This window comes from Aquisalimonas sp. APHAB1-3, assembly GCF_048323695.1.
GTDB lineage: Bacteria > Pseudomonadota > Gammaproteobacteria > Nitrococcales > Aquisalimonadaceae > Aquisalimonas.
This window is the reverse complement of the sequence record NZ_JBLWFT010000003.1, coordinates 179,554-193,364: the sequence shown is the minus strand read 5'-3', so window position 1 is coordinate 193,364 and position 13,811 is coordinate 179,554. Positions and strand designations below refer to the sequence as shown.

Below are 13,811 nucleotides of genomic sequence, written 5' to 3'. Positions count from 1 at the left end.
CATGGCAGACGCATTCCGTCACATCTGGTTGCTGTCCGCCTACCGCGCGGACAGTCACGCCGCTTGGGCGGATTGGCTGCAACGGCGCGTCCATGGTGTGCACTGGCATGTGCGCGAACTGCCCGGACGCCACTTCCGCTGGCGCATCCGCGGCAATCCCCTGTCGTGGCTGGATGAGCTGCCGCGGCAGACCCCCGACCGCATTCTCGCGACGTCCATGGTCGATCTTGCCACCCTGCGGGGGCTACACCCGCGGCTGGCGGGTGTTCCGGTGGACTACTACTTCCACGAGAACCAGTTCGCCTACCCGGTGAGCCCTGAACAGGTACGGTCAGTCGAGCCGCAGATCGTGCAGCTCTATGGCGCGCTCGCGGCGGATCGCCTGTTGTTCAACTCCCGGTTCAACCGTGACTCCTTTCTCGACGGCGCCGCCGATCTGCTGCGCCGCATGCCCGACGCGACGCCGGATCGGGTTCCGGAGCGCCTGTCGGCGCGCAGCGTCATCTGCCCTGTGCCCGTCCAGCCGTTGCCAGCGGCCCCGGAGAAGGACGACGCGCTGATCCTGTGGAATCACCGCTGGGAGTACGACAAGGCACCGGACCTGTTCGCGGATGCCATGATCGGTCTGGCGCGCGCCGGCTACCGGTTCCGGCTCGCGTTGCTGGGCGCTCGGCCACGAACACCGCCGGAGGCCCTGCGGCGACTGCGCACGGCGCTGCCGGAGCGCATCATCGCGGATGGTCGGGTGGCGGATGCGGCGTACCGCGAGCTGCTGGGCCGGGCGGGGATTGTCGTGAGCACCGCCGCCCACGAGTTCCAGGGGCTGGCCATGCTGGAGGCCGCCAGTGCCGGCGCCATCCCCCTGGTGCCCGACGCCCTGTGCTATCCGGAGCAGTATCCCGGGGCTTACCGATACCCGGCCGGCGATGTGGATGCCCTGCAGACCCGTCTGGCCGGTTGGCTTAGCGGAGACCGGCCGCCGCCGGTGGATGTGTCGCCCTGGCTGGAGCCTGCGGTTGCTCCAGCCTGGCAGCGGATGATGAGAGGCGATGACGTGGAGAGTGTTCTATGAGTGTGCGCACCATGGTGTGCCAGTCCCTGGACGGCCCGGATGCGCTGCGACCGGTCACCACCAGCCCCGAACCGTTGGCGCCGGATGCCGTGCGGCTCGCCGTGCGCGCCGCCGGGGTGAACTACCCGGACCTGCTGATGACCCGTGGCGCCTATCAGTTGCGGCTGGAGCCGCCGTTCACCCCCGGGATGGAGGTCGCTGGAACCGTGATCGAGGCCGGTCCGGACGCCGGGCAGTGGGAGCCCGGGGCGCGGGTGATCGCCATGCTGCGCTACGGCGGATACGCCGATCAGGTGGTAGTGCCGGCATCGAGCGTGGTATCGCTACCGGACGCGTTCGGTTTTGCCGAAGGCGCCACCTACCTGGTGGCGGCGAAGACGGCCCACCAGGCGTTGGTGTATCGGGGGCGGCTGGCGGCTGGCGAGACCTTGCTGGTGCTGGGCGCCACCGGTGGTGTGGGGCTGGCGGCGGTGGAGCTCGGTCACCTGCTGGGTGCGCGGGTCATCGCCGTGGGATCCAGTGACGAGCGCCTGGCCGTGGCCCGGGAGAAGGGCGCCGATGCGGTGGTGAACTACCATCAGCAGGATCTCCGCGGCGCCGTGGAAGCACTGGCCGGCCCGAACGGCGTCGACGTGGTCTACGACCCGGTCGGCGGCGCCCTGTCGAACGCCAGCACGCACCTGCTTGCCTGGGGCGGGCGGCTGCTGGTGGTCGGCTTTGCGAGTGGCGAGATTCCCGCGTTCGCTGCCAATCACGCCCTGTTGAAGGGGTACAGCATTGTTGGCGTGCGTGCCGGGGAAGCGGGCCGGCGCAATCCTGCCCAGGCGCGTGAGAGCCTGGATGCGTTGCTGGGTTACGCGGCGCGCGGCCAGCTCCGCCCTCATGTCTGTGCCACGTTCCCCTTGGAGGAGGCTGCGGCCGCCCTTCGCTTCATGGAGCAGCGGGGCGTGGTGGGGCGGCTCGCCCTGCTGACGGGGGGAGATTGATCGGGTTGGTTGAAAACTGTTGCGCCGCACAATTTGCGTTGCTATGATGCGCCGCAACAAGGGTGGAAAAGGTTCCACACCTTGCCTGAACCCGCAAACAAGTGAGGTGTTGCCATGACGAACCCGACCATCAATCAGTTCAACGAGCAGTTCGACAAGTTCTTCGGCGGCCCGGCGCGCGCTTTCGCCGAGCTCACCGTGAACCACATGGAATCCGTGGTGAATTCCCAGGTGGAGGCCTCCCGCGCCTACACCGATCTGGGCCTGAAGCAGATCCGCAGCGCCATGGACGTGAAGGCTCCGCAGGACGTGCAGAGCTTCATCCAGGGCCAGCAGGACGTGGCGAAGGAATTCGGTGAGCGCTTCAAGGGCGACGCCGAGAAGTTCGTGAACCTGAACCGCCAGTTCGCCGAGGAAGCGCAGAAGCTGACCCAGGCCAACGTGCAGTCCGCCACCAAGGCGGCCAGCAAGGCCAAGTAAGGCGATCGGTGCCGGCGCGGGATAGTCCGCGCCAGCCAGTCAGAAACCGCCGTCCCTTCGGGGCGGCGGTTTTTTTTTGGTTGGACCGGCCCGTTGGCTGGTGGACCTGAAGGTCCACCCTACGGTCTGGGGGGGATGGCTGCCGGCCTGGCGAAGTGGAACCCCTGCACGAAATCCACCTTCTGGGACTTCAGCCACTCCCAGTCGGCGACGGTTTCGATGCCTTCGGCGATGATCTGCACATCCAGGTCTCGGGCCATGTCGATAAGGCGTGAGGTGATCGACGCGCGATAGTCGTCCTGGCTGACGCCGTCGATCATGCCCCGGTCGAGTTTGACGAAATCGGGCCGGATGCTCTGCATCAGGCTCAGCGACCCGTAGCCGGCGCCCAGGTCGTCCAGTGCAACGCGGAAGCCGTGCCGTCGGTACTCGCGCAGAATGGCCTCCAGGTGCGAGGGGTCCTCCACCAGGTCGGTCTCCACCACCTCGAAGACGTAACGCCCCGGTTCCGAGCCTTGGCGGTTGACCTCGTCGAAAGTGGTCTGCAGGCAGAACACCGGGTCGTACACAGAGGTCGGGTTGAAGTTGATGAAGACGTTCTCGGTGATGTCCTGGGCCGCGGCCTGCCGGATCGCCGCGATGCGGCAGGCGCGGTCCATGTGAAACATGAGATCGGTGGCGCGGGCCGCCGTGAACAGTTGATCCGGGCGCACCAGGCCGCCATCCAGCCCGATCCCCCGGACGAGGCATTCGAATGCGAAGATGTCCTTGCCGTTCTCGGCGTGCAGGATGGGCTGGAAGTGCATCTCCAGCCGTTCCTCCTCGAGCATGCGCCCCAGCCACTGATGCTCCAGTCGTGAGATCAGGACTCCGAGCGGCACCATGTCCGCCAGATGGCGCACATGGAAGTCCGTCTCCCGCTCCAGGAGGACCGCCGGGCAGTTGGACTGCTCCGGGCGGGAGAGGATCCCGGAGAGTTCTTCGAGCAATCCTTCCGGCTCGCCGTCATCCACTTCCACGTAGAAGACATTGTCTTCCAGATGTTCCACTGCCCAGCCCCGCCGCTGCAGCTGGCGGATCGCCGTTGCGCGGGTGTGTGCCAGTTTCGGGGCCAGGTACAGCCGTCCCGCCTGCGCCTGCATGGTGGGGACGACTTCACAGCCTTGGCATGCCATGTGTTCGGTAACCTCGATTCATGATGGTGAATCCCGCAGTTGGATTTCGACACGGTTCTTGCCGCGCTCTTTCGCCCGGTACAGTGCTAGATCGGCACGTCGGAGCATTTTCTTGATGGTATCGCCGGATGCGGCTCCGGTGATACCGAAGCTGACCGTGACAGGTGGAAGCTGCCCCGGTTGCCATTCCGCCACAAGGCGTCGCAGCTGCTCCGCGGTCTCGACGGCACCAGTCGGGCCGGTGCCCGTGAGCAGCAGGGTGAACTCTTCGCCGCCCCAGCGCCCCAGATGATCGCTGGCGCGGGTGCTGTTCTGGAGCAGCCCGGCGAGGCTGCGCAGGACCTCGTCGCCGGTCTGGTGGCCGTAACGGTCATTGATGGCCTTGAAATCGTCGATGTCGAACAGGGCCAGGGAAAAGACCGTGCCGTGGCATTGGTGGCGCTCCAGTTCCTGCTCCAGGATCTCTTCGAAATGCAGGCGGTTGTTGAGCCCGGTAAGGCGGTCGGTAATGGCCAGCCGTTTCAGCTCTTCCTCAGCGGCGAGGCGGTCACTGATGTCCCGCTGCAGGGAAACGAAGTGCGTGACGGCTCCGCTGCTGTCACGAATGGGCGAGACGGACCACTCCACGTGGTAGGGCGAGCCGTCGCGGCGGTAGTTGACCACCGTGCCTTCGAATCGCTCACCCGCCTCGAGTGTCCGCCGCAGCGCGGCGAGCGTCTCCCGGCAGCTCTCCGGACCCTGAAGCAGGCGCGGCGATCTGCCGATCACCTCGCTGGCGGTGTAATGGGTCATGGCCTCGAAGGCCGGATTGACGTAGAGGATCTCCGGCCCTGGTGGCGCCAGATCGGCGGAGGTGATGATGACGGGGTTGTATGAGCACCTCACTGCCGCCTCGAACAGCGCAGGATGCTCCTCGGCGGGCAGATGGCGCGGCGCGTGTCCGGTCCCGATATCGCCCTTGGTCATCGCCCGCCCCGTATATGTACAAAAGTAGTACGTATCTTACGCAAGCAGGCGCGTCCGGTCTCTTTGTGTGCAAAAAATTGTGGGCGGTGTCACAGGATGACGCTGTTACCGGATCTCGACCTCTCGGCTGGCCTTTCTGAATCGTACTGTCCAGCCCGGCCACGCGGGCAGTTCCCAGCGCTGGGGTGGTTTGCGTCGTGTCCCGCCGGTCTGTTCGGCGGTGACGCGGCGGCGCTGCGGTTCGTAGTGCATGCGCAGCTCCAGCGACGGCAGCGACCAGTGGCGGGGGAAGTGTGCGTCAAAGCGCTCCCGTTCCCACTCCGGGATGCCCTCGAAGCGCAGGTCGCCGCTTTCGATCAGCGCCAGGTCGTCGCCGTGTTCAACGCCCAGCGCCTGCAGGCGGGCCACCAGCCAGGCCTCCGGATCGTGACGGTCGCCGGTGGTGCCCAGTTCCACGTGCTGGTACAGCCACCAGGCCTCCACGTCGTCCCGCAGGCGCTCGCCGGCCGGGCGCAGCAGCCGGCCGGCCAGGATGAGCTCGGCCATGGCGCGGCGAGCCGCTTCACCCTCGGGCTCCACCGCCTCTTCCTGCAGCAGTCGCCCGGCATAGTGCCACTGCTGCTGACAGATCAGTCGGCCGTGGTTCAGTGAGGGCGCGGCGACGGACACTTCGGCCAGCCCGGCAGAGACCAGGGTGGCGAGCGGTATGGGTGCCATGCAGGTGCCCATGGTGAGCGTCTGTCGGGTTCCGCGACCCGGCACACTGTGGTCGTCCAGCACGATGGCGGCCTCGTCCCGGTCGCCGAACAGTGTCTGCCGCCCGGGCTGGATCTCGCTGCCCCCGTTGCCCATGGCCTCACGCCGGCGGGGGCGACGGACGAACACCATCTCCGGAGCCGTGGCCGCGGCGTGGGTCAGCGCCTGTTCCACCACGGCCATGGTCAGCGTGTCGGGCACAGTCGGCAGTTGCAGGTCGTCCCGCAGCTGGGCGGCGAGGGCGCGGGCCTCCCTGAAGGGTCTGTTGGCGATGTCTGCCTCGGGGAGCTCGACGCCCCGCAATGCCGCCACCAGCAGGGTAGCGTCGCAGCGGCGCCCGAGTGCCCGTGTCAGGCGCTGACGCTGGTCCGCGGCAGGAGGCACCGGGATCATGCCCCTGCCGGCGGTCAGGGCCGCCGCCAGGTCCGCCATGAAGCCGCGGGTATCCGCATCCGGCATGGCCAGGATCAGCGTGGCGAGCACGGTGTCCACTGGCAGGCTGAACAGCTGCCGACCCAGCGGCGTCGCGGTGCCGTCATCGGCGAGGGCGCCGAGTGACCGGAGCCGCGATTCCGCGCGCGCCAGGGCGGTCGCCGGTAGCGCATCCGGGAAGGCGAGGGTGGATGCCGGTGCGCCGGCACTGGCGGCTGCCAGTGCGAGATCCGTCAGGTCCTCGCGCTGCGCCTCCGGCGGTGTGACCGCGGCCAGTGGCGCTTGGGCACCCCAGAGGCGGATACACCGGCCCGGCGCCGTACGCCCGGCGCGGCCGCGCCGCTGGTCGGCATTGGCTTTGGCGATGGCGGCGAGCGTCAGCACCGTGCGGCCGTTGCGTTGCGCGGTGCGCCGCTCCAGGCCACCGTCGACGACCCCGGTAACCCCGGGAACCGTGAGTGAGGTTTCCGCCACGTTGGTGGCGAGAATCACGCGCTGGCGCGTTCCGGCGGCGAGGGCACGGCGCTGATCTGCCGCCGAGGCCCCGCCGTGCAGCGGGATCACGTCCGCCGCGATGCCCCGGAGCGTCCTGGCCGCATCGTCGATTTCCCGCCGGCCGGGGAGGAACACGAGAATGTCGCCGTCATCGCCGTTCAGCAGCTCGTGTACCGCCGCGGTGACCCGCTCCGCGAGCCGGTCGGGGTGCGGCATGGCACGAGGGTTGTCCGCCTGATGGCTGACCGTCACCGGGTGACCGCTGCCCTCGGCCTCCAGGTGGGAGGCCTCCAGCCAGGTGGCGAGTCGGTCGCCCTCAAGCGTCGCCGATGTGACCAGCAGGCGGTGCGTGCGCCGTGCCCTGAGCAGGGCGAGGAGCAGGTCCGTATCCCAGCGGCGCTCGTGGAACTCGTCGAGCACGATGTTTGTAAACCCGGTCAGCCCGTCGCGCATCAGCCAGTTCAGGGCCATGCCCGGCGTGACGAACACGATGGTGGTGTCGGCGTTGAGGCGCGCATCGCCCCGGACCGCGTGACCCACGTATTCGCCCGGTGACGTCCCGGTATCCTGAGCCACCCGTTCGGCGAGGCCGATGGCGGCGATGCGGCGCGGTTCGACCACCAGTACCGGGCCGCGCGCTGCGGCCCAGACCGGCAGGCGCGTCGACTTGCCCGTGCCGGTGGCTGCAGTGACCACCAGGTGTTCCCCGGCCAACGCCTCTTCCACCGCCGGGCGCAGCGGGTCGATGGGAAGCCAGTGCGGTTCCGCGGTGGTTCGGGTGTGGTTCGTCCGGTCCGTCATGGGTGCCACAGCATACGTCAGCAACTGCGACGGGCGCGAGGTGGGACGGGCCCCGGTCGGGTCCCGGTGTTGTTCGCCGGCGCCGGTTTCCAGGGGCCGGTCTCAAGCGGTATAACGAGGGTGTTAGGGGACAGGGAGCGTCGGTCATGGTTCGGGGTCACTGGTTTCGTACGAGACGGCGGACGGCGCTGATTGCGGCGTTTGGCGTTGCGGCCGTCGTCGCGGGATGCAATCTGGAGTGGTCGGCGGGTACCGGCAGTGGCGACGCGGAGGTGGCGCTGCGCATGCCGGAAGAGCCGTCGGCGGAGCTGGCCAGCGCCCAGGTGGTGATCGAGGCGGTCACCCTGGAGGGTGACTCGGGCGCGCATGAGGTGGAGCTGGATCCGGCGGTGACCGTGGAGCTGGTGAGCGAGCTGGGCGACCAGGCGCCGCCGGCCGCCGTCGTGTTCTCCGGAGAGCGAGTGCCTGCTGGTGACTATGATGCCGTTTCGCTGCGCGTGGATACCGCCGGCAGCAGTGTGACCACCGCCACCGGCGACAGCGAGGGCCTTGAACTGGCGGACAGTGGTGATGCCGTGACCTTCGAGGACGCGTTCACCATCACCGGTAGTGGCGGCGACGAGATGGTGCTTGATGTGGATCTGCCGGCGGCGCTGCGCGCTGACGGTGGCGGCTATGCGCTGCACGGCGAGGGTGTGGTCACCACTGCCTCCCGAAGCGGGCTGGTGCTGTTTGCCGCGTTTCCCGCCTGTTCCTCACTGGATGGCCGGGGTGTCTATCTGTATCGGGGGTTCGACGCCGATCCCGTGCCCATGGGCGGTGGCAACGGCCCGCTGTTCAGCCTGCGCGTGGGTGGCCTGCCGTCTTTCACGCTTGCCTACATGCCGGCCGGGCGCTACACGGCGGCCTGGACCTGCGCCGCCGATGAGGACGACCCGGATACGGACAATCCCATCGACTTCAAGCCCCCGGAGAATCTCGAGGTGGAGCCCGGTGCGTGTACGCTGATCGAGCCCGATGGCGGCCAGGGCGAGCCGGGCTCCTGCTGACGGGCTTGGCCTTCTCGCGTCCGTCCCGTCATACTCGACTGGTCATTCAAGAAAGGAGCGCCTGCATGCGCAGCATTCTGCATACGCCCGATATTGCCCGGCTGACTCCCGGTGCCTTTCTGCGTGCGGTGGTCGCCCGAGTGTGGCCGTTTGCGGCTGTCAGCTTTCTGTTCGCCATCCTCGTGCTGCTGGTCCCGAGGACGTTCGACGGCACCGCCGTGGAGTGGCTGAACACACTTCGCCCGGTGAACGCGCTGCTGCGCGAGCTGGCGGTGGGATCGTTGCTGGTGGTGGGCGGCGTGGTCCTGATCCTGCGTCAGGTGCCGCCGGGGCGGCCATTGCTGCTGTTCATGGCCACGCTCTCGCAGGCATTCATCACTTTCTTCTTCTACCTGGCTGCGCTGTTCGTCGGCCTGCTGCTGGGCTGGCCGTTGGCGGTGTGGATTGAGGCCCCCCTCGGCAATATCCAGCCGGCGGTGCTGGGCCCCATCTACGGTGTGCTTAGCGTGTTGCTGGTGTACATCGCATTCGCACTGATTCACCGGCTGGGTGCTGGGCACTGGCCGGGGGAGGCCAGCGGTGCACTGTTCGGCAAGGTCGACGACGTCATGCGGCTGGGCCGCCTGCCTGATCTCGCCATCCGGGGTGTGGGCGCGGGCATGCTCATCATCTTCGTGGTGCTGTTCTGGACCGGGGCCATCCTCTAAATTCATACGTACACACGAATCAACCGAGGCACGCTCCATGGCGACGATTACGCCACTCATTCTCTCCGGTGGCTCCGGAACGCGGCTGTGGCCCCTGTCGCGGGAGTTGTATCCCAAGCAGCTCCTGCCTCTGATGTCGCCGCAGGAGACCATGCTCCAGAGCACGGTGAATCGCCTCGCCGGCCTGCCGGATCTGGCCGCCCGCGCCGTGGTGATCTGCAACGAATCGCACCGTTTTCTGGTCGCCGAGCAGCTGCGCGGCACGGCCATGGGGCAGGCGGATATCCTGCTGGAGCCCGCGGGCCGCAATACCGCACCCGCCGTCTGCGCCGGTGCGCTGCACGCCCAGGCGACCGATCCGGAGACCCTGCTGCTGGTCATGCCGGCGGATCATGCCATCACCGACCCCACCGCATTCCGGCAGGCGGTGAGCGCCGGGGCCCAGGCAGCCCGGGATGGCGCGCTGGTCACCTTCGGCATCCGGCCGGCGTATGCCGAGACTGGTTACGGTTATATCCGCGCCGACCTGCAGGGGCAGGAGCCGGTGGCCGTGGCGGAGTTCGTGGAGAAGCCGGACCTCACGACCGCCGAGCACTACGTACGCTCGGGAGACTACCTCTGGAACAGTGGGCTGTTTCTGTTCCGTGCTGACCGCTTCCTGCAGGAGCTGGAGCGATTCGAGCCCGACATGCTGGCTGCCTGCCGTGAGGCGGTGGCCGGCGCCGACCAGGATCTGGATTTCGTCCGCCTGGCCCACGACGCATTTTCTCGCTGCCGCTCTGATTCCATCGATTACGCAGTCATGGAGCGTACCCGGGACGCCATGGTGGTACCCATGGATCCGGGCTGGAGCGATCTTGGCTCCTGGGCGGCGCTGCAGGCGGCCACTGATGCCGATGGCGACGGCAACGTGACCCAGGGCGATGTCTACGCCCACGACAGCCACAACAGCTACATCCGCTCCGAGCACCGGCTGGTGGCGACGGTGGGTGTCGAGAACGTGGTCATCGTGGAGACCGCCGACGCGGTGCTGGTGGCGGACCGGGAGCGGGTGCAGGACGTCAAGGTGATCGTCGACAGGCTGCGGCGGGACGGCCGCGAAGAGCCGCTCAACCACCGCCGCGTGGTCAGGCCCTGGGGCTCCTACGAGAGCATTGCCGGCGGCGAGCGGTTCCAGGTAAAGCGCATCATCGTCACGCCGGGTGCGAGCCTGTCGCTGCAGATGCACCACCACCGGGCCGAGCACTGGGTGGTGGTGCGTGGCACGGCCCGCATCACCCGGGGCGACGAGACGTTCATGCTCACCGAGGATCAGTCCACGTACATCCCGCTGGGCGTGACCCACCGGCTGGAGAACCAGGGCAAGATCCCGCTGGAGCTGATCGAAGTGCAGTCAGGTAGTTATCTCGGCGAGGACGACATCGTGCGGTTCACCGATGTGTATGGCCGTGGGTGAGAGCCGGATCGGGATGGTGGACCTGAAGGTCCACCCTACGCATGACGCAGGATGAATTGACGCCCGGAATCGGGGAACGGTGAAGGGGATGGCGTAGGGTGGACCTTCAGGTCCACCACCATCCACCACCCCGTTATTCCGTTACGCCAGCCGCTTGTACTTGATGCGATGCGGCGTCATGGCGTCGTCGCCCAGACGCTTCTTGCGGTCTTCCTCGTAGTCCTGGTAGTTCCCTTCCACGAACGTCACCTGGCTGTCACCCTCGAAAGCCAGGATGTGGGTGCTGATGCGGTCCAGGAACCAGCGGTCGTGGGAGATGACTACGGCACAGCCGGGGAAGGTCAGCAGGGCCTCCTCCAGCGCCCGGAGTGTCTCCACATCCAGATCGTTGGTGGGTTCGTCCAGCAGCAGCACGTTGCCACCGCTCTGGAGCAGCTTTGCCAGGTGCACGCGGTTGCGCTCACCGCCGGAGAGCTCGCCGATGCGCTTCTGCTGCTCCGTGCCCTTGAAGTTGAACCGCCCCACGTAGGCGCGTGAGTTCACCTCGTAGTTGCCGACCTGGATGATGTCCTGGCCGTTGGAGATCTCCTCCCACACGGTCTTGCTGTCATCCAGGCTGTCCCGGGACTGATCCACGTAGGCCAGGTCCACGGTGTCGCCGATGCGGATCTCGCCGGAGTCCGGCGTCTCCTGCCCGTTGATCATGCGGAACAGCGTCGTCTTGCCGGCGCCGTTGGGGCCGATCACGCCGACGATGCCGCCCGGAGGCAGGTTGAAGGTCAGGTCTTCGTACAGCAGCTCATGGTCGAACGCCTTGCTGACGCCGTCGAACTCGATGACCTTGTCGCCCAGGCGCGGACCCGGTGGGATGTAGAGCTCCTGGGTCTCGTTGCGCTTCTGGAACTCCTTCGACTGGAGCTCGTCGAAGCGCTGCAGACGCGCCTTGTTCTTGGCCTGGCGGCCCTTGGGGTTGGTGCGCACCCACTCCAGCTCCGACTTCACGGCGCGGTCGTGGGCGGCCTGCTGTTTCTTCTCCTGCTGCAGGCGCTGCTCCTTCTGCTCCAGCCAGGAGGAGTAGTTGCCCTGCCAGGGAATGCCCTGGCCGCGGTCCAGCTCCAGGATCCAGCCGGCGACGTTGTCCAGGAAGTAGCGATCGTGAGTGACTGCCACCACGGTGCCCGGGAACTCGTCCAGGAAGCGCTCCAGCCAGGCCACGGATTCGGCGTCCAGGTGGTTGGTGGGCTCGTCCAGCAGCAGCATGTCCGGCGCGGAGAGCAGCAGCCGGCACAGGGCTACGCGGCGGCGCTCACCACCGGAGATCTTCGAGACATCGGCGTCCCAGGGCGGCAGACGCAGGGCGTCGGCGGCCTGCTCCAGCTGGCGCTCCAGATCCCAGGCGTTGGCGGCGTCGATGCGGTCCTGGAGTTTGCCCTGTTTCTCCATGAGGGCTTCGAAGTCCGCGTCGGGGTCGGCCATTTCGGCGGACACGGCGTTGAACTCGTCCAGCAGGTTCTTGATCTCGGCAACCCCTTCCTCGACGTTGCCGCGCACGTCCTTCTCCGGATCCAGCTGCGGCTCCTGGGGCAGGTAGCCGATGTTGATGCCCGGCTGTGGCCGCGCCTCGCCTTCGAACTCCTTCTCCACGCCGGCCATGATCCTGAGCAGGGTGGACTTGCCGGAGCCGTTGAGGCCGAGGACGCCGATCTTGGCGCCCGGGAAGAACGACAGCGAGATATCCTTGAGGATTTCGCGTTTGGGCGGGACGATCTTTCCCACCCGGTTCATGGTGTAGATGTACTGCGCCATTGGTCAGTTAAACCTGCTGTTCCGTGAAATGATGCAACATTCTACCTGTCGCGCGTTCGCTGGCCAGTCCCTGCCAATGAATGAGCCGGAGGACCCATCTTCACCCCTTGCCGCGGGTGCCGGTCTTGCCTTTGCGGCCGCGCTTCTCCAGGAACTGGATTACATGGGTGGCAATGTCCTTGCCGGTGGCCCGCTCGATACCCTCCAGCCCCGGGGAGGAGTTGACCTCCAGCACCACCGGGCCGTGATTGGACCGCATGATGTCCACACCGGCGGTGTTCAGTCCCATGATCTTGGCCGCCCGTACCGCGGTGGAGCGTTCTTCCGGCGTGATGCGGATGGGCCGTACCGAGCCGCCCCGGTGCACGTTGGAGCGGAATTCGCCCTCCTGCGCCTGGCGGATCATGCTGCCCACGATCTTGTCGCCGACCACGAAACAGCGAATGTCGGCGCCGTTGGCCTCGCGGATGTACTCCTGCGTCATGAAATACGCCTTGAGGCCGCGGAAGGCGTCGATGACGCTCTCCGCTGCCTTGTTGGTCTCGGCGAGCACCACGCCGCGGCCCTGAGTGCCCTCCAGTAGCTTGACCACCAGCGGCGCTCCGCCCACCAGGTTGATCAGGTCCTGGTTGTCGTCCGGCGAGTAGCCGAACCCCGTCACCGGCAGGCCGATGCCGCGCCGCGAGAGCAGTTGCAGGGAGCGCAGCTTGTCCCGGGAGCGGCTGATGGCCACGGACTCGTTCAGCGGGAACACGCCCATCATCTCGAACTGGCGCACCACGGCCGTGCCGTAGAAGGTGATCGAGGCGCCGATCCGCGGGATCACCGCGTCCGGCATTTCCAGCACCTCGCCCTTGTAGTGGATCTCCGGCTTGTGGGAACTGATGTTCATGTAGCACCGCAGCGGGTCCACCACGCGGACCGTATGCTCGCGAGCTTCCCCGGCTTCGACCAGACGCCGGGTGGAGTAGAGCTTGCGGTTGCGCGAGAGGATGACGATGTTCATCGAGCGGCGCTACTCCGTGTGTCGGGCTGCGGGTTCGCCCCGTCGGGCGGACCGCAGATAAAGGAAGCGGATGGATTGACGACGAGCCGGCGGCGCATCGCCCGCCGGCCAAGCAGCATACGAAACCCCATGCTATCGCGGTTGGTCAAGGTCAGATCGATGGGCCAGGCCTGACCGGCCAGCATGAGGCGGGTGCGGATGACCGGGCGGCGTTCCCGGTGACCGCTGGAACTGGTAACCAGGCGCTCACCGACCAGGTCTGCCGTACAGGCTATGGTGGGCTGACTGCGACGCTGAAACGGATGGATCCGGAAACGCACGCGCGCCCGGCCGTCCTCGGAGAAATGCTCGATGTGAATGGCGTGCAGCGCCGAACTGAGGGCGCCGGTGTCCACCTTGACCTTGATGGCGGGGATCTGCAGATCCGGAAGGGCGGCCCATTCCCGCCAGCCGGCCATCAGGTTGGGTGTCTGTTTGCGCATGCCGCTCCGTCAGGTGGCGGTGGGTGTGGCTCGATGCCCGGGTTCTCGGCCCTTGTAGAGGATTCACCGGCGCGAGGCAAGCCTCGGGCACAGCGGTTGGGGATGTCGTGGAGGCTGCGGCCGGGGGGCGGTGTCGTTCGTG

General features: G+C 67.2%; 12 protein-coding genes. 6 read left to right on the top strand and 6 right to left on the bottom strand.

Annotated features, from left to right (window positions below; all coding sequences use genetic code 11):
• Position 1: 1 nt before the first annotated feature.
• The 3 genes from ACNSTU_RS07870 (at position 2) to ACNSTU_RS07860 (ending at position 2,538) form a co-directional block, all read left to right on the top strand.
• Positions 2-1,072, top strand: coding sequence for a tRNA-queuosine alpha-mannosyltransferase domain-containing protein (locus ACNSTU_RS07870; protein WP_418212225.1), 1,071 nt, complete (start codon positions 2-4; stop codon positions 1,070-1,072).
• Entirely contained in the window at positions 1,069-2,058 is a 990-nt protein-coding gene (locus tag ACNSTU_RS07865; RefSeq protein ID WP_290630605.1) for an NADPH:quinone oxidoreductase family protein, read from the top strand. The genes ACNSTU_RS07870 and ACNSTU_RS07865 overlap by 4 nt, the downstream gene beginning before the upstream one ends.
• Positions 2,059-2,172: 114 nt before the next feature.
• Positions 2,173-2,538, top strand: a complete 366-nt coding sequence (locus ACNSTU_RS07860) for a phasin family protein (RefSeq protein WP_290630607.1) — start codon at positions 2,173-2,175, stop codon at positions 2,536-2,538.
• A gap of 119 nt (positions 2,539-2,657) precedes the next feature.
• Here ACNSTU_RS07860 and ACNSTU_RS07855 read toward each other — a convergent pair whose 3' ends face one another.
• The 3 genes from ACNSTU_RS07855 to ACNSTU_RS07845 all read right to left on the bottom strand — a co-directional run bounded on the left by ACNSTU_RS07855 (position 2,658) and on the right by ACNSTU_RS07845 (position 7,163).
• Positions 2,658-3,713: an EAL domain-containing protein gene (locus ACNSTU_RS07855; RefSeq protein ID WP_290630609.1), complete on the bottom strand. Its 1,056-nt coding sequence runs from the start codon at positions 3,711-3,713 to the stop codon at positions 2,658-2,660.
• Positions 3,714-3,731: 18 nt separating this feature from the next.
• On the bottom strand, positions 3,732-4,679 hold the full coding sequence (locus ACNSTU_RS07850) for a GGDEF domain-containing protein (RefSeq protein ID WP_290637070.1): 948 nt from the start codon (positions 4,677-4,679) through the stop codon (positions 3,732-3,734).
• Positions 4,680-4,784: 105 nt separating this feature from the next.
• Entirely contained in the window at positions 4,785-7,163 is a 2,379-nt protein-coding gene (locus ACNSTU_RS07845) for a helicase-related protein (protein ID WP_290630613.1), read from the bottom strand.
• Positions 7,164-7,309: 146 nt separating this feature from the next.
• On the opposite strand from ACNSTU_RS07845, the gene ACNSTU_RS07840 reads away from it, so the two are divergent.
• From ACNSTU_RS07840 to ACNSTU_RS07830, 3 genes are all read left to right on the top strand, one after another.
• Positions 7,310-8,212 carry a DUF4382 domain-containing protein gene (locus ACNSTU_RS07840; RefSeq protein ID WP_290637069.1) on the top strand — a complete coding sequence of 301 codons (903 nt, stop codon included), beginning with the start codon at positions 7,310-7,312 and terminating at the stop codon, positions 8,210-8,212.
• A 65-nt stretch (positions 8,213-8,277) separates the two neighbouring features.
• Complete coding sequence (locus tag ACNSTU_RS07835) at positions 8,278-8,919, top strand: hypothetical protein (protein WP_290630617.1); 642 nt, start codon at positions 8,278-8,280, stop codon at positions 8,917-8,919.
• Positions 8,920-8,956: 37 nt separating this feature from the next.
• The gene (locus ACNSTU_RS07830; protein ID WP_290630619.1) at positions 8,957-10,375 is read left to right on the top strand and encodes a mannose-1-phosphate guanylyltransferase/mannose-6-phosphate isomerase; all 1,419 of its coding nucleotides are present in this window, start codon (positions 8,957-8,959) and stop codon (positions 10,373-10,375) included.
• Positions 10,376-10,516: 141 nt separating this feature from the next.
• Here ACNSTU_RS07830 and ettA read toward each other — a convergent pair whose 3' ends face one another.
• From ettA to ACNSTU_RS07815, 3 genes are all read right to left on the bottom strand, one after another.
• Positions 10,517-12,181, bottom strand: coding sequence for an energy-dependent translational throttle protein EttA (gene ettA, locus ACNSTU_RS07825; protein ID WP_290630621.1), 1,665 nt, complete (start codon positions 12,179-12,181; stop codon positions 10,517-10,519).
• Between the two features lie 100 nt (positions 12,182-12,281).
• A complete protein-coding gene (gene rimK / locus ACNSTU_RS07820; RefSeq protein ID WP_290630623.1) occupies positions 12,282-13,187 on the bottom strand; it encodes a 30S ribosomal protein S6--L-glutamate ligase in 906 nt (301 codons plus the stop codon).
• On the bottom strand, positions 13,184-13,669 hold the full coding sequence (locus ACNSTU_RS07815) for an ATP-dependent zinc protease (protein WP_290630625.1): 486 nt from the start codon (positions 13,667-13,669) through the stop codon (positions 13,184-13,186). Before ACNSTU_RS07815 ends, rimK begins: the two co-directional genes overlap by 4 nt.
• Between the last annotated feature and the right edge of the window lie 142 nt (positions 13,670-13,811).